Genomic DNA, 21,961 nt, shown 5'->3' with positions numbered 1-21,961 from the left:
CCTTGCGGTTTTTCCGCTTTCAACGGCGGCGGGAATAATCCCCCGGTTCGCTCAGAAGGCAAGTCCTTCTTTCGGTGACGTGCCGTCGCACATCACGATAATTTATTCGGGTTGATGAGGAATTTTTCGCCTGTGGCGCGTTTGGCGTACACGGCGATGTTGGCGGGATCGAGCGCCTCGGCAAGCGAGACCACCTTGGTGTAATGGCTGGCGAAGGTGGTCTTCAATTCGTCGAGGACGCGCTGGCGCAGCTTGGCGCCGTCCGCCTGCCCGATCTTCATCAGGAACGGAAACAGCAGCCAGCCGCCGACGCCCCAGGCCATGCCGAAGCCGCGCGGCAGCTCGATCGGCCGCGTGTCGAGCGCGCCGTAGACGTACACCTGCTTGTGCACGTTGGAGCCGTAACGGCTGTACTCCTTCGCGGTCTTGTTGATTGCCGCTTCCATGCAGTTGAGGATGTCGCCGGCCAGCCTGCCCCCGCCGATAGCGTCGAAGGCGATGGTGGCGCCGGTCTCGACTAGCGCATCGGTGAGATCGCCGAGGAAGCTCGGCGCGGTGGAATCGACCACGTATTTGGCGCCGATCTTGTGCAGGATGTCGGCCTGCTCCCTGCTGCGCACGATGTTGACCAGCGGGATGCCGTCCTTGATGCAGATCTTGTTCAGCATCTGGCCGAGATTGGAGGCGGCCGCGGTGTGCACCAGGGCCTTGTGACCTTCGCGCCGCATCGTCTCGGTCATGCCGAGCGCGGTGAGCGGATTGACGAAGCAAGAGGCGCCCTCGGCCGGCGTCGTGCCCTCAGGCAGCGGCAGGCACTCCCTCACCTTCAGCGTGCGATATTGCGAATACATCGCACCGCCGATCATGGCGATAGTCTCGCCCATCAGCGCCTTGGCGGCATCCGACGAGCCGGTCCTGACGACGACGCCGGCGCCCTCGTTGCCGACCGGCATCGACTGGTCGAGCCGGCCTGCCATCGCCCGCATCGCGCCCTCCGGCACCTTCGCGGTGATGACGGGAGCGTCCTTGCTGCCCGAAGCTTTCGCCGTGCTGATGTCGGCCGCGCCGATCAGAAGCCCGAGGTCGGACGGATTGATCGGCGCCGCGTCGACGCGGACGACGACCTCGTCCGCGGCAGGCTCGGGGGTCGGCACGTCGACCAGCGAGATTTCCAGCTCGCCGCTCGCCTTGATCAGCGAACGCAATTGCAGTCCGGTGTTGCCGTCGCTCATGTCGATCCTCCCCTGTTCGTCGTTTCGCAGGTCGAAGCGCCGGCTTAAGCCAGCGCCTTCAGTGCCGCCCTGCCGCCGTAGAGCGCCTGCTTGCCGAGCTGCTGCTCGATGCGCAGGAGCTGGTTGTATTTGGCGGTGCGGTCGGACCGCGCAAGGGAGCCGGTCTTGATCTGACCGCAATTGGTGGCGACCGCGAGATCGGCGATGGTGGAATCCTCGGTCTCGCCCGAGCGGTGCGACATCACTGAGGTGTAGCCCGCCTTGTGCGCCATCTCGACCGCGGCAAGCGTCTCGGTGAGCGTGCCGATCTGGTTGACCTTGATCAGGATCGAATTGGCCCTGCCCGCCTTGATGCCTTCGGCGAGGCGCTTGACGTTGGTGACGAAGAGATCGTCGCCGACCAGCTGGCACTTCTTGCCGATGAGGTCGGTGAGCTCCTTCCAGCCGTCCATGTCGTCCTCCGACATGCCGTCCTCGATGGTCACGATCGGATAGCGCGCGACGAGGTCGGCAAGGTACTTCGCCTGCTCGGAGATCGAGCGCGTCTTGCCCTCGCCTTCATAGACGTATTTGCCGTCCTTGAAGAACTCGGTCGAGGCGCAATCGAGGCCGAGCACGATATCGGAGCCGGCCTTAAAGCCGGCCTTGCCGATCGCGTTCATGACGAAGTCGAGCGCGGCATCGGCCGACGGCAGGTTCGGCGCGAAGCCGCCCTCGTCGCCGACATTGGTGTTGTGGCCGGCCTTCTTCAGCTCCGACTTCAGCGTATGGAAGACTTCGGCGCCGTAGCGCAGGCCCTCGGCAAAGCTCGATGCGCCGACCGGCAGGATCATGAATTCCTGGAAGTCGATCGGGTTGTCGGCGTGCACGCCGCCATTGATGATGTTCATCATCGGCACCGGCAAGAGGCGCGCCGAGGTGCCGCCGACATAACGATAGAGCGGCATGTCCAGCGAGTTCGCGGCCGCCTTGGCGCAGGCCAGCGATACCCCGAGAATGGCGTTTGCGCCGAGGCGACTCTTGTTCGGCGTACCGTCGAGGTCGATCATGATCTGGTCGATCTGGGCCTGCTGCTCGACATCGAGGCCGCTGAGGGCCTCGAAGAGCTCGCCGTTGACGGCGCCGACCGCCTTGGAGACGCCCTTGCCAAGATAGCGGGCCTTGTCGCCGTCGCGCAGTTCCACCGCTTCATGGGCGCCGGTGGAGGCCCCCGACGGCACCGCGGCGCGGCCCAGTGCGCCGTCTTCGAGCACGACATCGACTTCGACCGTGGGATTGCCCCGGCTATCGAGAATTTCGCGGCCGATGATGTCGATGATGGCGGTCATGATGTGCACTTCCGTTCGTTAGGGCTGATCGGTGTCGCGGGTCTTACACGGAGCGCAAGCAAATGTGAACGCTTGGACGGCTGGCTTCGACTGACGCGTGAAGCCCCTCAGATTATGCTCCACGGCATCTGATCTGCGCGTCCAACCTCAATCTGAAACAGTCGGGGTAACGCCATGAATCGCCGCGAGTTTCTTGTCTCAAGCGCCGCCCTGCTCGCCATCCGCCCAGGTTTCGCGCAGGAAGGCCCGTTCCGGACAAAGTATTTCCCGATCAGTGCCGGCATCGGCCTGCACGATCTGACGCCCGCCCCTGACGGCACAGTGTGGTTCACCGCGCAGGGCAAGGGCATGCTCGGCAGGCTCGACCCCAAGGATGGCACCTTCAAGACGGTCAGCCTCGGCCAGGGTGCTGCCCCGCACGGGGTGACCATCGGCCCCGACGGCGCGCCATGGATCACCGAGGGCGGCCAGAACGCAATTGCGCGGGCCGACCCCGGCGATCTCAAGGTCACGCTGTTCCGCCTGCCGGAAAAGTTCGCCGCCGCCAATCTCAACACCGGCGTGTTCGACAAGGACGGCACGTATTGGTTCACCGGTCAGTCCGGCTATTACGGCCGGCTCGTGCCGAAGTCTGGCGACATGAATGTGTTCAAGGCGCCCAAGGGAATCGGCCCCTACGGCATCACGGTCACCCCGGACGGCGACATCTGGTACGCCTCGCTCGCTGGGAGCTACATCGCGAAGATTGACCGCGCGAGCGGCAATGCGAGCGTGGTCGAGCCGCCGACGCCGAGCCAAGGCTCGCGGCGGGTGTGGTCCGATTCGAAGAGCCGGATCTGGGTCAGCGAGTGGAACAGCGGCCATGTCTCGGTGCACGATCCCGCGGACGGCTCTTGGAAGACCTGGAAGCTGCCGGGCGAGCGCCCCCGGCCCTACGCAGTCTATGTCGACGATAAGGATAAGGTCTGGCTGAGCGATTTCTCCGCCAACGCCATCGTCCGTTTCGATCCCACAACCGAGCGGTTCAACGTCTTCGCCAGCAATAAGGCCAATGCCAATGTGCGACAGCTCGACGGCAGGCCGGGCGAGCTCTGGGGCTGCGAATCCGGCAACGACCGGATCGTCATGATCCACACCATCGCCGCCGGTTGACGACAGCGACGTTTGCGTCCATCCCGGCATCCGAAACAGGATGTGACGACGATGGCGAAGAAATCCCTGCAGCTTGGCCGCGCGGTCGAGTGGCCGCACACACCGGAAGAAGCGCAGCTCGATCGCGTGCCCAATCCGCAGAGGGGCACGGATTATCTGGTGCGCTTCACCGTGCCGGAATTCACCTCGCTGTGCCCGGTCACGGGCCAGCCGGATTTCGCGCATCTGATGATCGACTACGCGCCGGGCCCATGGCTGCTGGAGTCGAAGTCGCTCAAGCTCTACATTGCGAGCTTCCGCAATCACGGCGCTTTCCACGAGGACTGCACCGTGATGATCGGCAAGCGCATCGCGAGCGAGATCAAGCCGAAATGGCTGCGCATCGGCGGCTATTGGTATCCGCGCGGCGGCATTCCGATCGACGTGTTCTGGCAAACCGGCCGCGTGCCGAAAGGATTGTGGGTGCCGGAGCAAGGTGTCGCGCCTTATCGCGGGCGGGGATAGCGTCCTGTTGTCCAGCTTGGCGTGGCCTGAACGGTATTGTTCAGGCCCGCGCATCCGCCGGTGCACGCGGCTTGAGCAACCGGGCGCAGACGAAGCCCAGCACCACCATGATCCCGGCGCTCGCGACCAGCGTCGGCATTTTGCCAGCATGCTGGAGCCCGAAGCCATAGGCGAGCGGCCCAACGGTCTGTCCCATGAAGAAAAAGAACGAATGCAGCGACAGTGCGGTGGCGCGCGCCTCGACCGAGAGCTCGCTGGCGAAGACCTGCAGACAGCCATGGGCGATGTAGAAGCCCCATCCCATCACGACGAGATTCAGTGCTTGCACTTCCCAACGTGGGCCGAATGCGACGGCCATGAGCTGTGAGGCCACCAGCGTCATGCCCGCGATCATCATGCCCTTCATCCCTAGCCGCGGCAGCAGGCGCGACACCGTCAGCGTGTAGAACAAGCCGCCGACCGCAAAGCCCGCGATGACGATGCCGGCGATCGAGAGCGAGGTCTGCCCGAGCTCAAACAGGAACGAGGCGATGTAGGGAAACAGGCCGAGCACGCAGCAGCCTTCGATGAACACGGCCGAGTAGCAGACATAGGCGTTCGGATTGGTGAAGATGGTGCGATAGCCGGCCTTCAGTGCCGACAGGCTGGTCTTCGGCGGATGCTTGACCTTGGCGCCGTGAAAGCCGGCCGCGACCGCGATCGAGGCGGCGATCACCAGCACGCCGAGCACCGCGAGCACGCCGCGCCAACCGAGGAAATCGCCGATCAGCCCGGAGGCCGAGGCGCCAAGCAGATTGCCGGTCATCGCGCCTGCAAGCGTGCGGCTGATCGCGACTTGGCGTCTCTCCGGCCCAACGAGATCGCTGGTCAGGCTCAGCGCCACCGGAAACACGCCGCCCGAGCCGATACCGGCGAGGATGCGGGTCGCAAACAGAACCGAGAACGAGGTCGAGAGCGCGCCCAGGATGTTGGCAAGGCCGAGCAGCGCGAGGCAGCCGATCATCAGCCGCGTCTTGCCGAATAGATCGGCGGCGGCGCCGATGATGGGCTGGATGATCGAGAAGGTGAAGGCGAACACCGCAGCAAAGCCGGCGGCGGTCGCGATGCTGACGCCAAAATCTTCGGCGACGTGCGGCAGCACCGGATCGAGCGCGCGTGCCGAAAGCGCTGCGGCGAAGCTTGCGCCCGATATGACGTAGAGTGCTGTCGGCAAGCCGTGATCCTGCGGCCGCGCCTCGCCTCGCTGCATTAGCCCGGGTTCTTTGCGAGTGCGTCGAACGCGATCAGCTTGGCGATCAGCCCCTCGAACTCGCGCAGCGGCACCATGTTGGGACCATCGGAGGGCGCGCTGTCGGGGTCGGGATGGGTCTCGATGAAGACGCCGGCAACGCCAACGGCAACAGCCGCGCGTGCCAGCACCGGCACGAACTCGCGCTCGCCGCCCGAGGAAGTCCCCTTCCCGCCCGGCTGCTGCACCGAATGGGTGGCGTCGAAGATCACAGGCGCGCCGGTGGTGCGTGCCAGGATCGGCAATGCGCGCATGTCGGAAACCAGCGTGTTGTAGCCGAACGAGGCGCCGCGTTCGGTAACGAGCACATTGGGATTGTTCGCACCCGTGATCTTGGTCACGACATTCGCCATGTCCCAAGGCGCCAGGAACTGGCCCTTCTTGACGTTCACGACCTTCCCGGTCGCAGCCGCTGCAAGAAGCAGATCGGTCTGCCGGCACAGGAAGGCGGGTATCTGGAGGATGTCCACGGCCTGCGCCACCTCGGCGCATTGCGTGGCTTCGTGCACATCGGTCAGCACCGGCAAGCCGAGCGAGGAGCGGATCTCCGCGAAGATCGGCAGCGATTGCGCGAGGCCCAGCCCGCGCGCAGCGGACGCGCTGGTGCGGTTGGCCTTGTCGAACGAGGTCTTGTAGACGAGGCCGATGTTCAGCCGCGCGGCGATCTCCTTCAGCGCGGAGGCGACCTCCAGCGCATGCTGGCGGCTCTCGAGCTGGCACGGCCCGGCAATGACCGAGATCGGCAGGTCATTGCCGAATTTGACCGTGCCAATGGTGACGACCGGCGCCGCTGAATTCGAAGAGCTCAAGGCAAATCCCTCGTTTCGGCGCGACCATAGCGGCGATGAGGGTCGGATCAACCCTCTTCGGCCGGGACCGTTCGAATATCAGGGTTGCACCAAGGTTCCCCGCCGCGCCAGGCTCACTACTTCACCGCCGAGAAAGCGGTCGGCGTCAGTATCTGGCTGACGATGTTGGCGACGATCTGGCCATCGGCTTCCGACTTGACCCGCGCCTCGAGCCAATCCGGATCGATCATGAACGCGCCCCACTTCTTCTCGCGCTCGGCAAGGGTCTCCCAGGCCAGAAAATAGGTCAGCTCCTGGTTGGACTCACCGATCAGCGTCGTGAAGAAGCCGGCCTGCTTGATGCCGTGCTTCTCCCAGAGCTTCAGCGTGACCGTCTCGAACCGCTTCAAGAGCGCCGGCAAACGGCCAGGCACGCAGCGATACTGGCGCATTTCGTAGATCATTCATGTTCCTCCCTGATCAAGTGCAGCGGTTATAACGATTGGCCGTGATGCTGTCTTGAGCCTCACCCGGCCGCCCCTGCGGCGTTCCGCGCATGGCTGGTGCCCCCTTCACTGTCACCGCGTCGCAGCCGGTTCCCGCAATGCTGCCGCAATGATACGGCGGCTAGAACGGCTCTGAAGGCTGAGGTGCGAGATCATGCGAATTTTGCTCGTCGAGGATGAGGCGGAGATGGCGGGCGCGCTGGCATCGGCCTTGAAGCGCTACGACATGGTGGTGGACCACGTGCCGACGCTCTGCGAAGCGGAGGAAGCGCTTTCCGCCGAGGTCCACGCCGCAGTCCTGCTCGACCGCCAGCTACCGGACGGTGACGGTCTTGCCCTGATCCCGAAGCTGAGGGCGCGCGCCGACAGCGTGCCCATCATCGTCCTGACGGCCCGCGGCGAGCTCGCCGACCGTGTCGCCGGGCTCGACAGCGGCGCGGACGACTATCTGGCAAAGCCCTTCGCGGTCGAGGAATTGCTCGCGCGTCTGCGCGCGGTGCTGCGGCGGCCCGCCGGTCTCACGCCGGATGTCATCCGCGCCGGCCGCCTCGCCTTCGATGTCGGCCATCGCGAGGCGAGCATCGACGGCCACCCGTTCGAGCTACCGCGCCGCGAGCTGCTGGTGCTCGAAGCGCTGATCCGCCGCATGGGCCGGACCGTCCTGCGCTCGGCACTGGAAGAGGCCGTCTACAATTTCGACGACGAAATCCAGTCGAACGCGCTGGATACCCACATATCGCGGCTGCGCCGCAAGCTTGCCGAAGCGGATGCGGATGTCGAGATTCACGGCATTCGCGGCGTCGGCTATCTCCTGAAGAAGCTGCCGTGAGCAGGCACGCCGATCCCTATTGCCTGCGCTCGCGGCTGAGCTGGCGCCTGCTGTCCCTCCAGGCCGCGCTGCTCGTCGCACTGGTGGCCGTCATCATCACGGGGCTATGCGCCTCCGGCTTCGTGCTCGCCGCGCGCGACGAGGACCGTGTCATCGACGCCGTGCAGCATGCGCTGACCCGCGACGCACAGGGCGGCCTGATGCTGCGCGCGACGCCGGAGCTGAAACAGCTGCGCGCGGAGACGCCCGACCTGTGGTTCCTGGTCCGTGACAGAGAGGGCCATTCGCTCAGCGAAGGCGCTGTGCCGGCCGAATTCGCCACGATCGGCGGGGCGCTCGACCACATCAGCCAGGCGCGGCTCGGCTGGCAGCTTTTCGAGGACGATCCACGCAAAGCCCCCGCGCGGTTGAAGCGCGTCGATGCCGACGCCGGCAACGTGCAGGTCATCACGGCGACGCAGGGCACGCTAACCGGCGCCAAGGCGGTGCTCATGACCTCGCTGATGTTTCTCGGCATCGCCCTGCCCGGCCTGCTCCTGATGGGAACGGCGACGTTGATCGCTACTCCGATGATCGTGCGGCGCGCCTTCAGGGGGCTGGACACGACCGCCGATCAGGCGCGCCGCATCGACATTCATCAGCGCGGCGCGCGACTGTCGGTGGACCAGATTCCGCTCGAGGTCGTGCCGCTCGTGACCGCAGTCAATGACGCGCTGGCGCGGCTCGATGAAGGCTATGCCCGGCACAAGCGCTTCGTCGCCGATGCCGCGCACGAACTGCGCACGCCGATCGCGATCCTGAACACGCGCCTGGAGTCGCTTCCGCCGGGACCTGACAAGACCCGCCTGATCGAGGATGCCGCGCGGCTCGCCACGCTCGCCGAGCAATTGCTCGATATCCAGCGGCTCGACCGCTGCGGGCACCCTTTCGCACGGGTCAACCTCGTCGCCATCGCCCAGGGCGTCGCCGCCGAGCTTGCTCCGCTTGCCATCGCCGCGGGCTATGAGCTGGCGCTCGACGCACCGGAAACAGCGATCGAGACACTCGGCGACACGGTCGCGCTCGAACGCGCCCTGACCAACCTGGTGCAGAATGCCATCCAGCACGGCCCGCGCCGCGGCACGATCGGCATCCGCGTCAGCAAGCCCGCTTGCATCGAAGTCACCGACGAGGGCGCGGGCATTCCGCCCGAGCAACGCGAGATGATCTTCGAGCCGTTCTATCGGCTCACGCCGCTCGATCGCGGCGCCGGCCTCGGCCTCAACATGGTTCGCGAGATCGTGCTGCTGCATGGCGGCGACGTCTCGGTGCTGGACGGAGCGAACGGCGGCGCATGCTTCCGGATCACATTGCCGCCGATCCGCGCCAAGTGATCTTGGTCGGCATCACCTACGCAATGCTGTCGCAATGCACTCCCGTGAGATTGTGAGCCGCCTCTGATTTGCGAGGCGCGAAGCAAAATGCCGGAGTGCGCATGCCCAACGATTTTCTCTCGTTCTTCCTCGCCTGGATGTCGGCACCGCGTCAGGTCGGTGCGATCGCGCCGTCGAGCGCGGCACTGGCGGATCTCATCACGCGCGAGATCGACGCATCGACCGGCCCCATCCTCGAGCTCGGTCCCGGCACCGGCGCATTCACCTACAAGCTGTTGAAGCGCGGCGTGCGCCAGGAAGACCTCACGCTGGTCGAATACGGCTCCGATTTCATGAAGCTGCTGCAGGTGCGCTTTCCCGGGGCTCGCATATTGTGGATCGATGCGGCGCGGCTCACCACGCATCGCCTTTATGAGGGCGCGCCGGTCGGCGCCGTGGTGAGCGGATTGCCGATGCTCAACATGTCAATGCGCAAAGTCGTCTCGATTGTCAGCGGCGCATTCAGCTACATCCGCCCCGGCGGCGCCTTCTATCAGTTCACTTACGGCATGAGCTGCCCGGTGCCGCGCCCGGTGCTCGACCGGCTGGGCCTGCGCGCCAAGCTGGTGGATCGGGCAATGCTGAACGTACCACCCGCGGCCGTCTACAGGCTGACGCGGCGGCCGCAGATGAAACTTGTCACGGCACTGCTTTCGCCCGAGCTTGCGGCGCCGATGTTGCCGGGACGGATTGATCTGGCTGGCAATCGACGATCGATGCCGCTCTCCGTAAGATCGTCAAGAAAGCGAGCTGAGGCGTCTAGACCAGCCGCGATTGCACCATCGCCGCCTGAATGAACGAGGCGAACAGCGGGTGCGGCTCGAAGGGGCGCGACTTCAGCTCGGGGTGGAACTGGACGCCGATGAACCAGGGGTGATCCTCGTACTCGACGATCTCCGGCAGCACGCCGTCGGGCGACAGGCCGGAGAATTTTAGGCCGTGCTGCTCGAGGCGGTCCTTGTAGGCAGTGTTGACCTCGTAACGATGGCGGTGACGCTCGGAGATTTCGGTGGCGCCGCCATAGACCTCTGAGACGCGGCTGCCGCGATTGAGCGTTGCAGGATAGGCCCCTAGCCGCATCGTGCCGCCGAGGTCGCCGGCCTGCGAGCGCTTCTCGAGCTCGTTGCCGCGCAGCCATTCCGTCATCAGGCCAACCAGCGGCTCCTTGGTCGGACCGAACTCGGTGGAATTGGCATCCTCGATGCCGACGAGATTTCGCGCGGCCTCGATCACCGCCATCTGCATGCCGAAGCAGATGCCGAAATACGGCACGTCGCGCTCGCGTGCGAATTGCGCCGCCTTGATCTTTCCTTCCGCGCCGCGCTGGCCGAAGCCGCCGGGCACCAGGATGCCGTTGACGTGCTCGAGAAACGGCGCGGGATCTTCCTTCTCGAATATCTCACTCTCGATCCAGTCGAGATTGACCTTCACCTTGTTGGCGATGCCGCCATGCGACAGCGCCTCGATCAGCGACTTGTACGCGTCCTTCATGCCGGTGTACTTGCCGACGATGGCGATGGTCACGTTGCCCTCGGGATTGCGCACGCGTTCGTTGATTTCTTGCCAGCTGCGCAGCTCGGGCGGAGTCCGCGAGGCGATGCCGAAGGCGGCGAGCACTTCATCATCGAGGCCCGCATTGTGATAGGCCTCCGGCACGGCGTAGATGTTGTCGACGTCGCGCGCTTCGATCACGGCGCTTTCGCGCACGTTGCAGAACAGCCCGAGCTTGCGCCGCTCCTCCTTCGGGATCTCGCGGTCGGTGCGGCAGAGCAGGATGTCCGGCTGGATGCCGATCGAGCGCAGCTCCTTCACGGAGTGCTGCGTCGGCTTGGTCTTAAGCTCGCCGGCGCTGGGGATGTAGGGCAGCAACGTGAGATGGATGTAGACGGCATGATCGCGCGGCAGCTCGTTCTTGAGCTGGCGGATCGCCTCGAAGAACGGCAGGCCCTCGATGTCGCCGACAGTGCCACCGATCTCGACCAGCACGAAATCGTAATCGTCATTGCCGTCGAGGACGAATTCCTTGATGGCGTTGGTGACGTGCGGAACCACTTGGATGGTCGCGCCGAGATAATCGCCGCGGCGCTCCTTGGAAATGATGTCCTGGTAGATGCGCCCCGTGGTGATGTTGTCGGCCTTGGTCGCAGGCCTGCCGGTGAAGCGCTCATAGTGACCGAGATCGAGATCGGTCTCTGCGCCATCATCGGTGACGAACACTTCGCCGTGCTGATACGGCGACATCGTTCCGGGATCGAGGTTGAGATAGGGGTCGAGCTTGCGGAGGCGGACCTTGTAGCCCCGGGCTTGCAACAGCGCACCGAGTGCCGCTGAAGCCAGACCCTTGCCGAGCGAAGAAACCACGCCGCCGGTGATGAATATATACCGCGCCATGGGACTTAACCTCTAATCCCTCGAATTCGATTCGCCAAAGCGATTCGCATTCCGCCCCAAAGATTCTGCGGGCCTGTGGGTGATCCAGAACTGAGAGTGGTGACAGTGCCTTGATGGGGATTTTTGATGCAGGACGGTAGCAGCCGACCTGCATGGCCCCCCTGCTTTATTGCGAGCGCGGCACCTGCGGGCCGGCAGGCGCCTGATTCTGCTGCTCGTCGGCCTTCTTCAGCGAATCCAGGATACCGCCCGAGGTCGGCGGCGCGATCGGGGATCCGCCGGCCGGCTGAGTCTGCCCAGGCTGGCCGATGATCGACGACGGCTTGCGGTCATAACCGGCGTACCAGGACAGGAACAGGCTGGTCAGGAAGAAGCCCGCGGCCAGGATCGCTGTCGTGCGCGACAAGAGGTTTGCGGTGCCGCGGCTCGACATGAAGCCCGCGCCTCCGCCCATGCCGAGGCCGCCGCCTTCCGACTTCTGGAGCAGGACGGCGCCGATCATGACGGCGACGATCATGAGGTGGATGACGATGACAACGGTCTGCATAGTATCCTTCCGTCATAAGCCGGCGGCGCCTGACGGCGGCCGATCGCGCTTCGCGGGTTTTCCTGAAGTTGCGCGGTGTTACACGATCGGAGGGGGTATTGCCACCCCCGATCGGATCCGGACCCATGGTTTGGATGAGCTAGGGACAGCCCTTCGCGATCGCAAGGAAATCAGCTGCTTTCAGGCTGGCCCCGCCGACCAGCGCGCCGTTGACGTTCTTCACCGCCATCAGTTCGGCCGCGTTCGCGGGCTTGACCGAGCCGCCGTAGAGGATCCGCATCCTGGCACCATCGGCTTTGAACCGGGACGTCAGGAGTTCCCGGATAAAGCCATGAATCTGCTCGACATCCTGGGATGTGGGGGTGAGGCCGGTGCCGATCGCCCAGACCGGCTCGTAGGCCACGATCAAATTTGCCGCGCTGGAGCCGTCCGGCAGCGAGCCGTCGAGCTGGCCGCGCAGGATGTCCAGGGTCTGGCCGTCATCGCGCTGGCCCTGCGTCTCGCCGATGCAGACGATCGCGGTCGCCCCGGCGCGCCAGGCTGCCTCGGCCTTCTGCCGGACCAGGGCATCGCCCTCGCCGTGGTCGGCGCGGCGCTCGGAATGGCCTACGATGATGGCGGTGGCGCCCGCATCCACCAGCATTTCGGCAGCGACATCGCCGGTATGGGCCCCGGAGGCCTTGGGATGGCAGTCCTGGGCTCCTACTGTCACCTTCTTGCCCCGCGCCCTGTCGGCGAAGGCGGCGATCAGGGTTGCTGGTGGGCAGACCAGCAGGTCGGCCCTTCCAGTCACATCTGCCGCGCCGTTGAGCATGGCGTCGAATTCCGCAACCTGAGCCTTCAGGCCGTTCATCTTCCAGTTGCCGGCAATCAGCGGTCGGATGGCGTCGGTCATGTCAATGTCCAGCAAAATGAGATTTGTGCATGCGCTAGCAGAGCTGTCGCGCCAGTTCCAGACCTCGGGGCTTTTAACCGCAGCTTCGAACAGCCGCTTGAGGCGAGGTTGCGGGGGGAAAGCCGCCACTTTATGATGATCTATCAATTTGGTGACGCGCTTTTGCGGAATCTGCATTAAGACGCGCTCCCGTTCCCCTCCTGCCAAACAAGTTGGACCAAATGCTTCGAGGAATGCGCAAGGCCTCATCAAACTGGCTCGGCAAGACCATTATGGCCGTGGTGATGGGCGTGTTGATTGTCAGTTTCGGCATTTGGGGCATCGCCGACATCTTCCGCGGCTTCGGGCAGTCCACGGTGGCCAAGATCGGCAGCACCGAGATTTCGCTCAACGAGTTCCGCCAGATCTACACGGACCGCCTGCAACAGATTAGCCGCCAGTTCGGCCGTCCGCTGACGCCCGATCAGGCGCGCGCCTTCGGCCTCGATCGTCAGGTGCTGCAGCAGACCATTGCGGAGGCCGCCCTCGACGAGGAGGCGCGTCGGCTCGGGCTCGGCCAGTCCGACGAGCAGATCCGCCAGGTCATCATGAACGACCCGAACTTCAAGGGCGTCGGCGGCAACTTCGATGCGAACCGCTTCCAGGCCGTGATCCGCAATTTCGGCTACACCGAGCAGCGCTACGTCGCCGAGCAGCGCAAGGTGTCGCTGCGCCGGCAGATCACCGGCACGATCGGCGCCGGCCTCGAGCCGCCGAAAACGATGCTCGACGTACTGACGCGCTTCCAGAACGAGCAGCGCGCCATCGAGTTCGTCAGGCTCGACGCCGCGCAGGCAGGCACCATCGATGCGCCCTCGCCCGAGACGCTCCCCGCCTATTTCGAGGATCACAAGGTCCAGTTCCGCGCGCCCGAATATCGCAAGGTCGCCTTCGTCGTGGTCTCGCCGGAGGAGATCGGCAAGTGGACCGAGGTCTCGGACGAGGACGCCAAGAAAGTGTTCGACCAGCGCAAGGATCGGCTCGGCACGCCGGAGAAGCGCCAGATCCAGCAGATCGTGTTTGCGAACATGGCCGACGCGCAGACCGCACGCGAGCGCCTCGTCGGCGGGACGTCGTTCGAGGACCTCGGAAAGGGGCGCGGGCTGAGCGCCTCCGACGTCGACCTCGGGCTCGTGACCAAGTCTTCGCTCGATGCCGCCGTTGGCGAAGCTGCCTTCGCGCTTCCTGCCGGCGAGATCAGCCAGCCGATCCAGGGGGGGCTTGGCGTCGCGATTGTCAAGGTCGAGAAAATCGAACCGGGCAAGGAGGCGGACTACGCGAGCGTTGCCAGCGATATCAAGCGCGAGATCGCGACCGAGCGCGCGCGCGTCAAGGTCGCGGATCTCCGCGACAAGATGGAGGACGAGCGTGGGGGCGGCTCCAGCGTGATCGACGCAGCGCAGAAGCTCGGGCTCACGGCCGTGACCATCGACGCCGTCGACCGTTCCGGCCGCGCCCCGAACGGCCAGCCGGTCGCCAACATTCCGCAGGGTCTCGACGTGGTGTCGCAGGCCTTTAACACCGACGTCGGCGTCGACAACGACCCGATCTCGTTCAAAGGCGGCTATGTCTGGTACGACGTCCTCGCCATCACGCCCTCGCGCGACCGCAATCTCGACGAGGTCCGCGACCAGGTCGAGGCGCGCTGGCGCCAGGACCAGGTCGCGGCCAAGCTGAAGGCCAAGGCGACCGAGATGGTGCAGAAGCTCGAATCCGGCGGCAAGCTCGCCGATGAGGCCGCTGCGATCGGCGCCAAAGTCGAGACCGCAACCGGCTTCAAGCGCGACGATTCGCCTGCCGGCGTGCCCGCAACTGTGGTGTCGGCGGCCTTCCGTACCGCCAAGGACGGCGTCGGGCAGACGCCCGTGAGCGGCGGCAGCGAAGTGATCATCTTCCGCGTCACCGACATCGTCGAACCCGCGGTCGACGCAGCCTCCGAGGCGGTGAAGAAGCTGAAGGACAGCCTCGACCGTGCGCAGACCGAGGAGCAGGTCGCTTCCTACGTCAACAAGCTTGAAACCGACATCGGGACCACCATTAATCAGGCCGCCTTCGCGCAGGTGACCGGCGCGAACCAGTGAGTTGAAAGCACGCGATGGACGACCTGAAATCGATCATTGGAAAAGTGGCGACCGGCGCCAGCCTGTCGCGTGACGAAGCCGCCTCCGCCTTCGATGCCATGATGTCCGGCGAGGCCACGCCCTCGCAGATGGGCGGCCTGTTGATGGCGCTCAGGGTGCGCGGCGAGACCGTGGACGAGATCACCGGCGCTGTGACGGCGATGCGCTCCAAGATGCTGACCGTGACGGCGCCGCTTGATGCGGTCGACATCGTCGGCACCGGCGGCGACGGCTCCGGCTCCGTCAATGTCTCGACATGCGCCTCCTTCATCGTCTCGGGCGCCGGCGTGCCGGTGGCCAAGCATGGCAACCGCGCGCTGTCGTCGCGCTCGGGCGCCGCCGACGTGCTGGCCTCGCTCGGCGTGAAGATCGACCTCAGGCCCGAGCAGGTCGGACACTGCGTGCGCGAATGCGGCATCGGTTTCATGTTCGCCCCCGCGCACCATCCCGCGATGAAGAACGTCGGCCCGACCCGGGTCGAGCTCGCGACGCGCACGATCTTCAATCTGCTCGGTCCGCTCTCCAATCCGGCTGGCGTGAAGCGGCAGATGGTCGGCGTCTTTTCGCGGCAATGGGTGCAGCCGCTGGCGCAGGTGCTCAAGAACCTCGGCTCGGAGTCAGCCTGGGTGGTGCACGGCTCCGACGGCCTCGACGAGATCACCCTCACCGGCCCGACTTTCGTCTCCGCGCTCCACAATGGCGAGATCCGGAATTTCGAGGTGACGCCCGAGGAGGCCGGCCTATCGCGCTGCGAGACGGGCGCACTCAAAGGCGGCGACGCCGATGCCAACGCGATCGCGCTGAAAAGCGTGCTCGACGGCAGGCCGAGCCCCTACCGCGACGTCGCGCTGATCAACGCCGCCGCCGCGCTCGTCGTGGCCGGACGCGCCAAGGACCTCAAGGAAGGGGTGGCGATCGGCGCAAAATCGCTCGACAGCGGCGCCGCGAGCGCGCGGCTAAAACATCTGATCGCGGTTTCGAACGGCTGAGCCTGACATGTCGGATATCCTGACCAAGATTGAAGCGTACAAGCGCGAGGAGATTGCCGCGGCCAAGCGCGCGCAGCCGCTCTCGATTGTCGAGGCAAAGGCCAAGGCGCAAGCCGCCCCGCGCGGCTTCGTGCGCGCGATCAAGGCGAAGCACGCCAATGGCGACTACGCGCTGATCGCCGAGATCAAGAAGGCCTCGCCGTCCAAGGGACTGATCCGCGCCGATTTCGATCCGCCCCAGCTTGCCAAGGCCTATGAGGCCGGCGGCGCCGCCTGCCTCTCGGTGCTGACCGACACGCCCTCGTTCCAGGGCCATCTCGACTTCATGGTGGCCGCGCGCGCGGCAACCTCGCTGCCGGTGCTGCGTAAGGACTTCATGTTCGACACCTATCAGGTGGCGGAGGCTCGCGCGCATGGCGCCGACTGCATCCTGATCATCATGGCCGCGCTCGATGATGCGACTGCCAGAGACCTCGAAGATGCCGCCTTCGCCTACGGCATGGATGTGCTGATCGAGATCCACGACCGCGCCGAGCTCGACCGCGCGCTGAAACTTCGTTCGCCGGTGATCGGCGTTAACAACCGCAATTTGCGCACCTTCGAAACCACGCTTGCGACCAGCGAGGCTCTGGCGCCGCTGATCCCCGGGGACCGGCTGATGGTCGGCGAGAGCGGCATCTTCACAGCCGCGGATCTTGCGCGGCTCGAGCGCGTCGGCATGTCGACCTTCCTCGTCGGCGAGAGCCTGATGCGGCAGGCCGACGTCACCGCCGCCACGCGCACGCTGCTGGCGCGCGAGACGGCGCCGCGCGCGACGGGTACGCGCTGACATGGCGCGCAAGCCATCCAAGACAATCCCAGCCAAGTCGAAGGCCGGCGCTGCCCTCACCCATATCGGCGCGTCCGGCGAAGCGCGGATGGTGGACGTCTCGGACAAGCCCGCGACCGAGCGGCTTGCGGTGGCGGAAGGCCGTGTCATCATGACCAAGGCGACGCTCGAGCTGATCGTGTCCGGCAACGCCAAGAAGGGCGACGTGCTCGGGACTGCGCGCATTGCCGGAATCATGGCCGCCAAGCGCACCTCCGAGCTGATCCCGCTCTGCCATCCGCTCGCGCTGTCGAAGGTCACGGTCGACATCGGGCCCGATGCGAAACTGCCGGGTTGCCTCGTCCGCGCCAGCGTGAAGGTTACCGGTCCCACCGGCGTCGAGATGGAGGCGCTCACCGCCGTCTCGGTCGCCTGCCTCACGATCTACGACATGATCAAGGCGGTGGAGCGCGGCGTACGCATCGAGGGCATCCATCTCGTCGAGAAGCTCGGCGGCAAGTCCGGCCATTACCGCGCCTGACACGCGGACGTCAGCGATCCACCTTCTGCGCCGCGCACATCGGTTGCCTTTGCACCCGGCCGTTCACATCGCGTTAACCGCGCTTCCTAACTTCGCCTCCATACCGTTCCCGTAAACCAACGGGTGTTTTCGAGGTCAGGAATTGATCCTGGCGTGTGCACGGCAATGATCCAGCATGATGACGAGATTCGGCAGTCGCCTCTTTGACCAAGCCTTCGTGCGCAGCGGACCGATCCGCTGGCTGGTGGTGGGCGGCACGCTGCTGATCGCGGCGATCGCCGTCGGCGCGACGCTGATGGCGCAGAATTTCCGCGAACGTGCGCTGCGCAACTCCGGCCGCGAGCTGGAAAACACCGTGCTGATGCTCGCCCATCATTTCGACCAGCAATTGCAGGATTTTGCGGTCATCCAACGGGATTTCGTCGACCACGTCCGCACGACCGGCATCCGTGACGCGGAGGATTATCGCAGGCGCCTCTCGGGGCAGGACGTCCACCGGATGCTGCGCTCGAAGATCGAGGCGTTGCCCTACATGGGTGGGGTCAACGTCATCGACGCCGAAGGCAATCTGGTCAATTCGTCGACGGCATGGCCGGCCCCGAAAGTGAACGTTGCCGATCGCGCCTATTTCCGCACCTTCAAATACGATCCGCATTCGCCTGACGTGCTGATCGAGCCGCTGCACAGTCGCATCTCGGGTGCCTGGACCATCCTGATCGTGCGCAAGATCCTGGGACCGAACGGCGAGTTCCTGGGCATCGTCGGGCGCGGTATCGAGCCCGCAAATTTCGAGAAATTCTTCGCTTCCGTCGTGCTCGGCGAAGGCGCGACGATCTCGATGCTGCATCGAGACGGCACGCTGCTCGCCCGGTATCCGCTTTCCAGCGAATTGATGGGCCGGAATTTCAAGACCGGCCCGTTCTCGCAGCAGAGGGTTTTCGGGCTCGATCACTTCGCCGGCCGCTTCGTAAGCCCGGTCGACGGAGAAGACCGGCTGATCTCCTCGCGCGCCCTGCCCCACTTCCCGATCCTGATCATGGCCACTATGACGCGCGCGGCGGCCCTGACGGACTGGCGCGAGCAGATTAGGATCCTGATCTCGGTCGCCGCGTCTTCTGCGCTCGCCATCGCGGGCGTGCTGATCGCGATCGTGCGCAAGCTATTGGAGCAGCACCGCCTCTCGCGGGAACGGCTGATGCTGGAAATGCAGCGTCTCGACCGCGCCGTCAACAACATGACCCAGGGCCTTCTGCTGTTCGATTCCGAGCGGCGGCTCGTGATCTGCAACCAACGCTACATCGACATGTACGGGCTATCGGCCGCGATCGTGAAGCCGGGTTGCAGCTTCCACGACATCATCGCCCATCGGAAAGCGACGGGCTCGTTCACCGGCGATGTCGACGACTACGTTGCGCGCGTGCTGAGCGGCGTCCATGTGCGCAACGCCATGGTCGTCGACACCTCCGACGGCCGTTCGATCCAGATCGTCAACGAGCCGCTTGCGGACGGCGGTTGGGTGGCGACGCATGAGGATATCACCGAGCGCCGGCGGATCGAGGCGCGCATCACCCACCTCGCCCATTACGACGCGCTGACCGATCTGCCCAACCGCACCATGTTCCACGAGCATCTGCGGCAAGAGCTGGCCGCCATCGCCGACGGCGAACAGATCGCGGTGCACTATATCGACATCGACGAGTTCAAGGGCGTTAACGACGCGCTTGGCCATCTCGTCGGCGACGAACTGCTCAAGTCGATCGCGCAGAGCCTGCGCCGCTGTGCCGGCCCGGCGGATTTCGTGGCCCGGCTTGGCGGCGACGAATTTGCCATCGTGCAGAGCGCGGTGACCTCGCCGGACCGGGTCAACGATCTCGTCGCACGGGTCTTCCAGGCCATCCGCACCCCTTTCGACTGCATGGGCCATCATCTCACCGCGGACGCCAGCATCGGCATTGCGCTGGCGCCGGAACACGGCGAGGTGCTCGATCAGATCCTGAAGAACGCGGACATGGCGATGTATGCCGCCAAAGCCGCCGGACGCCGCACTTATCGCTTCTTCGAGCCGGACATGGACGCTAAGGTTCGCGATCGGCGGCAGCTCGAGATCGACCTGCGTCACGCCATCGCCCATGGCGGCCTCGAGGTCTATTACCAGCCCTGCCTCGGCCTGAACGACGACCGCATCACCGGCTGCGAGGCGCTGGTGCGCTGGCGCCATCCCGAGCGCGGCATGGTCTCGCCAGCCGAGTTCATCCCGATCGCCGAAGACACCGGCCTGATCAACGAGATCGGCGAATGGGTGCTGGCGACCGCCTGCCGGGACGCAGCCATCTGGCCCGACGACATCCGCCTCGCCGTCAACGTCTCGCCAGTGCAATTCAAGAGCGGCACGCTGGCGCTCAAGATCATGGCGGCGCTGGCCGCCTCGGACCTCCCGGCGAGCCGGCTCGAGCTCGAGATCACCGAGGCCGTGCTGATCCGCGACGACGAAGCAGCGCTGGCGATCCTGCACCAGCTTCGCGCCATCGGGGTGCGCATCGCGCTGGACGATTTCGGCACCGGCTACTCGTCGCTGAGCTATCTGCACCGCTTCCCCTTCGACAAGATCAAGATCGACCGCTGCTTCGTCGAAGACATCGCCGGCCCCGACGGCTCCGCCAGCATCGTCCAGGCCGTTGTCAACTTAGCTGCCGCCCGCCGCATGACCACCACGGCCGAGGGCGTCGAAACCGAAGAGCAGCAGCGCCTGCTCCGGGCGCTCGGTTGTTCGGAGATGCAGGGCTATCTTTTCAGCGCCGCGAAACCGGCCGACAAGATGCTGGAGCTGTTCGCGCTGCATCGCAGCCGTCTCGCCCGACGCGAAGGCAGCGAGAGCCGACGCCGCGAGGCCGGTTAGGCTTCGCAGACTGCGCCGCAAACGAAATCGCCCAGAAGCGGTCATCCGCTCCCAGGCGATCCATGTCTGAGGCCGTCAAGTCTAGTTCGGCACCGCAGCCTTCGTCGCGCGCTTGGCGGCGACGGCATTCGCGGTGACGCCGTGAAGGAAGTCATAGGCCGCATGCAGCGCCTTGTCGTCCTTCTCCTCCGGCGGGACGTAGGATTGGGAACCGGTCTGCTCGGTGCCATCGGCGGCCGACAAGTGCCCGCGCATCTGGGACTCCGCCATCGTATCCATCCGGCCCTTCAGCTCGGGCGGCACGTCCTGGAGGATCTCGATGTCGGGCGCGACGCCCTGGGCCTGGATCGAGCGGCCCGACGGCGTGTAGTAGCGCGCCGTGGTCAGCGCCAGCGCACCATTGCCGGCGCCGAGCGGAATGATCGTTTGCACCGAGCCCTTACCGAACGAGCGCGTGCCAATGATCGTCGCGCGCTTGTGATCGTGCAGCGCGCCGGCCACGATCTCGGAAGCCGACGCCGAGCCGCCATTGACCAGAACCACCAGCGGCTTGCCCTTGGTGAGATCGCCGCCATGCGCGGTGAAGCGCTGGGTTTCTTCCGGATTGCGCCCGCGGGTCGAGACGACCTCGCCACGCTGGAGGAATGCGCTCGACACCGAGACGGCCTGGTCGAGCAGGCCGCCGGGATTGTTGCGCAGGTCCACCACATAGCCTGCGAGCTTCTCCGGGGGGACCTCCTTGGAGACCGACGCGATCGCCTTCTTCAGGCCGTCGGTGGTCTGCTCGTTGAACGAGGTGATGCGGATATAGCCGATGTCGCCATTCTCGACGTGGAAGCGCACCGGGCGCACATGGATGATCTCGCGGGTGATCGCGACATCGAGCGGCGCGTCGGCACCCTTGCGCACGATGGTGAGCTTGGTCTTGGTGGCGACCGGCCCCTTCATCTTGTTGACGGCCTGCTCGAGCGTCATGCCCTGCACGGCCTCGCCGTCGATCTTGCTGATGAGGTCGCCGGACATGATGCCGGCCTTCGAGGCCGGCGTGTCGTCGATCGGCGAGACGACCTTGACGAGCCCATCCTCCATCGTGACCTCGATGCCGAGCCCGCCAAACTCGCCGGAGGTGGTCTCCTGCATCTCGGTCCAGGCCTTGGCATTCATGTAGCGCGAGTGCGGATCGAGCGAGGTCACCATGCCCGTGATCGCGCCTTCGATCAGCTTGGCACTGTCGGGCTTCTCGACATAGTTCGCCTTGACCCGCTCGAACACTGCGCCGAACAGATTGAGCTGGGAATAGGCATCGTCCGCGCTCGCCGCCGCCCGTGCCGCCCACACGCTGCCGTGGGGACTGGCTACCAGAAGGGTCAGACACACTCCCGTGAGCGCGCCCAGGGGGAACAGCAGGGTTTTCCGCATGGATAGGCTGGCCTTTTGCTTAGCGGTTCTGTTGAGGGCTTATCTCTCGGGCTTGGAAGCCGCCATGCAAATGGCGATCCAGGTCACCTCTCACAACACCATTCTGGTTTCTTCAAGGCCGCCTGGAAGGCCGGCGGCGGTACACCGGCGAAATCCCTTCGCCTCGGCTTAAGCTTTTGGCAACGTTCCGAAACCGCTTCGCGCAACGCGGCATCGGTCGGCCGCCCACGCCTCGCAGCTATGCGATTTTAGGATGGTTTTGGGGGGCCGGACACGC

The 21,961-nt window shown here is 65.2% G+C and carries 19 protein-coding genes; 10 read left to right on the top strand and 9 right to left on the bottom strand.

Annotated elements, in window-relative coordinates; genetic code table 11:
- Positions 1–92 precede the first annotated feature (92 nt).
- Complete coding sequence (locus IVA91_RS30745; protein ID WP_247460018.1) at positions 93–1,232, bottom strand: zinc-binding dehydrogenase; 1,140 nt, start codon at positions 1,230–1,232, stop codon at positions 93–95.
- Between the two features lie 44 nt (positions 1,233–1,276).
- Entirely contained in the window at positions 1,277–2,560 is a 1,284-nt protein-coding gene (gene eno, locus IVA91_RS30740) for a phosphopyruvate hydratase (RefSeq protein ID WP_247275979.1), read from the bottom strand.
- 174 nt (positions 2,561–2,734) lie between these two features.
- On the opposite strand from eno, the gene IVA91_RS30735 reads away from it, so the two are divergent.
- Positions 2,735–3,712 (top strand): lyase, encoded by a 978-nt coding sequence (locus tag IVA91_RS30735; protein ID WP_247275978.1) that lies wholly within the window; start codon positions 2,735–2,737, stop codon positions 3,710–3,712.
- A gap of 51 nt (positions 3,713–3,763) precedes the next feature.
- A complete protein-coding gene (gene queF / locus IVA91_RS30730) occupies positions 3,764–4,216 on the top strand; it encodes a preQ(1) synthase (RefSeq protein ID WP_247275977.1) in 453 nt (150 codons plus the stop codon).
- Between the two features lie 40 nt (positions 4,217–4,256).
- Here queF and IVA91_RS30725 read toward each other — a convergent pair whose 3' ends face one another.
- From IVA91_RS30725 to IVA91_RS30715, 3 genes are all read right to left on the bottom strand, one after another.
- On the bottom strand, positions 4,257–5,465 hold the full coding sequence (locus IVA91_RS30725; protein ID WP_247275976.1) for an MFS transporter: 1,209 nt from the start codon (positions 5,463–5,465) through the stop codon (positions 4,257–4,259).
- Complete coding sequence (gene kdsA / locus IVA91_RS30720; protein WP_247275975.1) at positions 5,465–6,313, bottom strand: 3-deoxy-8-phosphooctulonate synthase; 849 nt, start codon at positions 6,311–6,313, stop codon at positions 5,465–5,467. The genes IVA91_RS30725 and kdsA overlap by 1 nt, the downstream gene beginning before the upstream one ends.
- 116 nt (positions 6,314–6,429) lie before the next feature.
- Positions 6,430–6,756, bottom strand: a complete 327-nt coding sequence (locus tag IVA91_RS30715) for an NIPSNAP family protein (RefSeq protein ID WP_247275974.1) — start codon at positions 6,754–6,756, stop codon at positions 6,430–6,432.
- Positions 6,757–6,952: 196 nt separating this feature from the next.
- Here IVA91_RS30715 and IVA91_RS30710 point away from each other — a divergent pair, with 196 nt between their 5' ends.
- The 3 genes from IVA91_RS30710 to IVA91_RS30700 all read left to right on the top strand — a co-directional run bounded on the left by IVA91_RS30710 (position 6,953) and on the right by IVA91_RS30700 (position 9,836).
- The gene (locus tag IVA91_RS30710; protein ID WP_247275973.1) at positions 6,953–7,627 is read left to right on the top strand and encodes a response regulator transcription factor; all 675 of its coding nucleotides are present in this window, start codon (positions 6,953–6,955) and stop codon (positions 7,625–7,627) included.
- Complete coding sequence (locus tag IVA91_RS30705) at positions 7,624–9,000, top strand: HAMP domain-containing sensor histidine kinase (protein ID WP_247275972.1); 1,377 nt, start codon at positions 7,624–7,626, stop codon at positions 8,998–9,000. Before IVA91_RS30710 ends, IVA91_RS30705 begins: the two co-directional genes overlap by 4 nt.
- A 101-nt stretch (positions 9,001–9,101) precedes the next feature.
- Positions 9,102–9,836: an rRNA adenine N-6-methyltransferase family protein gene (locus IVA91_RS30700; RefSeq protein ID WP_247275971.1), complete on the top strand. Its 735-nt coding sequence runs from the start codon at positions 9,102–9,104 to the stop codon at positions 9,834–9,836.
- Here IVA91_RS30700 and IVA91_RS30695 read toward each other — a convergent pair.
- From IVA91_RS30695 to tpiA, 3 genes are all read right to left on the bottom strand, one after another.
- Positions 9,799–11,430: a CTP synthase gene (locus IVA91_RS30695; protein ID WP_247460016.1), complete on the bottom strand. Its 1,632-nt coding sequence runs from the start codon at positions 11,428–11,430 to the stop codon at positions 9,799–9,801. The two genes, IVA91_RS30700 and IVA91_RS30695, sit on opposite strands and share 38 nt — an antisense overlap.
- 166 nt (positions 11,431–11,596) lie before the next feature.
- Complete coding sequence (gene secG / locus IVA91_RS30690; RefSeq protein ID WP_247275969.1) at positions 11,597–11,977, bottom strand: preprotein translocase subunit SecG; 381 nt, start codon at positions 11,975–11,977, stop codon at positions 11,597–11,599.
- Positions 11,978–12,116: 139 nt separating this feature from the next.
- Positions 12,117–12,872: a triose-phosphate isomerase gene (gene tpiA, locus IVA91_RS30685; protein ID WP_247460035.1), complete on the bottom strand. Its 756-nt coding sequence runs from the start codon at positions 12,870–12,872 to the stop codon at positions 12,117–12,119.
- 221 nt (positions 12,873–13,093) lie between these two features.
- Here tpiA and IVA91_RS30680 point away from each other — a divergent pair, with 221 nt between their 5' ends.
- The 5 genes from IVA91_RS30680 to IVA91_RS30660 all read left to right on the top strand — a co-directional run bounded on the left by IVA91_RS30680 (position 13,094) and on the right by IVA91_RS30660 (position 20,265).
- Entirely contained in the window at positions 13,094–14,992 is a 1,899-nt protein-coding gene (locus tag IVA91_RS30680) for a SurA N-terminal domain-containing protein (RefSeq protein ID WP_247460014.1), read from the top strand.
- Positions 14,993–15,006: 14 nt separating this feature from the next.
- Entirely contained in the window at positions 15,007–16,020 is a 1,014-nt protein-coding gene (trpD, locus tag IVA91_RS30675; protein ID WP_247275967.1) for an anthranilate phosphoribosyltransferase, read from the top strand.
- 7 nt (positions 16,021–16,027) lie between these two features.
- Positions 16,028–16,849, top strand: a complete 822-nt coding sequence (gene trpC / locus IVA91_RS30670) for an indole-3-glycerol phosphate synthase TrpC (RefSeq protein ID WP_247275966.1) — start codon at positions 16,028–16,030, stop codon at positions 16,847–16,849.
- Between the two features lies 1 nt (position 16,850).
- Positions 16,851–17,369: a cyclic pyranopterin monophosphate synthase MoaC gene (gene moaC, locus IVA91_RS30665; protein WP_247275965.1), complete on the top strand. Its 519-nt coding sequence runs from the start codon at positions 16,851–16,853 to the stop codon at positions 17,367–17,369.
- 175 nt (positions 17,370–17,544) lie between these two features.
- Positions 17,545–20,265, top strand: coding sequence for an EAL domain-containing protein (locus IVA91_RS30660; RefSeq protein WP_247460012.1), 2,721 nt, complete (start codon positions 17,545–17,547; stop codon positions 20,263–20,265).
- A gap of 81 nt (positions 20,266–20,346) precedes the next feature.
- Here the strand turns inward: IVA91_RS30660 and IVA91_RS30655 are convergent, their stop codons facing one another.
- Entirely contained in the window at positions 20,347–21,684 is a 1,338-nt protein-coding gene (locus IVA91_RS30655) for a S41 family peptidase (protein WP_247275963.1), read from the bottom strand.
- Positions 21,685–21,961 lie beyond the last annotated feature (277 nt).

The sequence above is a fragment of the Bradyrhizobium sp. 153 genome (assembly GCF_023073835.1).
Lineage (GTDB): Bacteria > Pseudomonadota > Alphaproteobacteria > Rhizobiales > Xanthobacteraceae > Bradyrhizobium.
This window is presented reverse-complemented; position numbering and strand designations above follow the sequence as displayed.

Coding starts and splice junctions, on each gene's coding strand:
- IVA91_RS30725 (WP_247275976.1), bottom strand. CDS start 5,465: ATGCAGCGAGGCGAGGCGCGGCCGCAGGATCACGGCTTGCCGACAGCA.
- IVA91_RS30655 (WP_247275963.1), bottom strand. CDS start 21,684: ATGCGGAAAACCCTGCTGTTCCCCCTGGGCGCGCTCACGGGAGTGTGT.
- IVA91_RS30660 (WP_247460012.1), top strand. CDS start 17,545: ATGATGACGAGATTCGGCAGTCGCCTCTTTGACCAAGCCTTCGTGCGC.
- IVA91_RS30695 (WP_247460016.1), bottom strand. CDS start 11,430: ATGGCGCGGTATATATTCATCACCGGCGGCGTGGTTTCTTCGCTCGGC.
- IVA91_RS30735 (WP_247275978.1), top strand. CDS start 2,735: ATGAATCGCCGCGAGTTTCTTGTCTCAAGCGCCGCCCTGCTCGCCATC.
- tpiA (WP_247460035.1), bottom strand. CDS start 12,872: ATGACCGACGCCATCCGACCGCTGATTGCCGGCAACTGGAAGATGAAC.
- trpC (WP_247275966.1), top strand. CDS start 16,028: ATGTCGGATATCCTGACCAAGATTGAAGCGTACAAGCGCGAGGAGATT.
- moaC (WP_247275965.1), top strand. CDS start 16,851: ATGGCGCGCAAGCCATCCAAGACAATCCCAGCCAAGTCGAAGGCCGGC.
- IVA91_RS30715 (WP_247275974.1), bottom strand. CDS start 6,756: ATGATCTACGAAATGCGCCAGTATCGCTGCGTGCCTGGCCGTTTGCCG.
- secG (WP_247275969.1), bottom strand. CDS start 11,977: ATGCAGACCGTTGTCATCGTCATCCACCTCATGATCGTCGCCGTCATG.
- IVA91_RS30745 (WP_247460018.1), bottom strand. CDS start 1,232: ATGAGCGACGGCAACACCGGACTGCAATTGCGTTCGCTGATCAAGGCG.
- queF (WP_247275977.1), top strand. CDS start 3,764: ATGGCGAAGAAATCCCTGCAGCTTGGCCGCGCGGTCGAGTGGCCGCAC.
- IVA91_RS30680 (WP_247460014.1), top strand. CDS start 13,094: ATGCTTCGAGGAATGCGCAAGGCCTCATCAAACTGGCTCGGCAAGACC.
- IVA91_RS30700 (WP_247275971.1), top strand. CDS start 9,102: ATGCCCAACGATTTTCTCTCGTTCTTCCTCGCCTGGATGTCGGCACCG.
- eno (WP_247275979.1), bottom strand. CDS start 2,560: ATGACCGCCATCATCGACATCATCGGCCGCGAAATTCTCGATAGCCGG.
- IVA91_RS30710 (WP_247275973.1), top strand. CDS start 6,953: ATGCGAATTTTGCTCGTCGAGGATGAGGCGGAGATGGCGGGCGCGCTG.
- trpD (WP_247275967.1), top strand. CDS start 15,007: ATGGACGACCTGAAATCGATCATTGGAAAAGTGGCGACCGGCGCCAGC.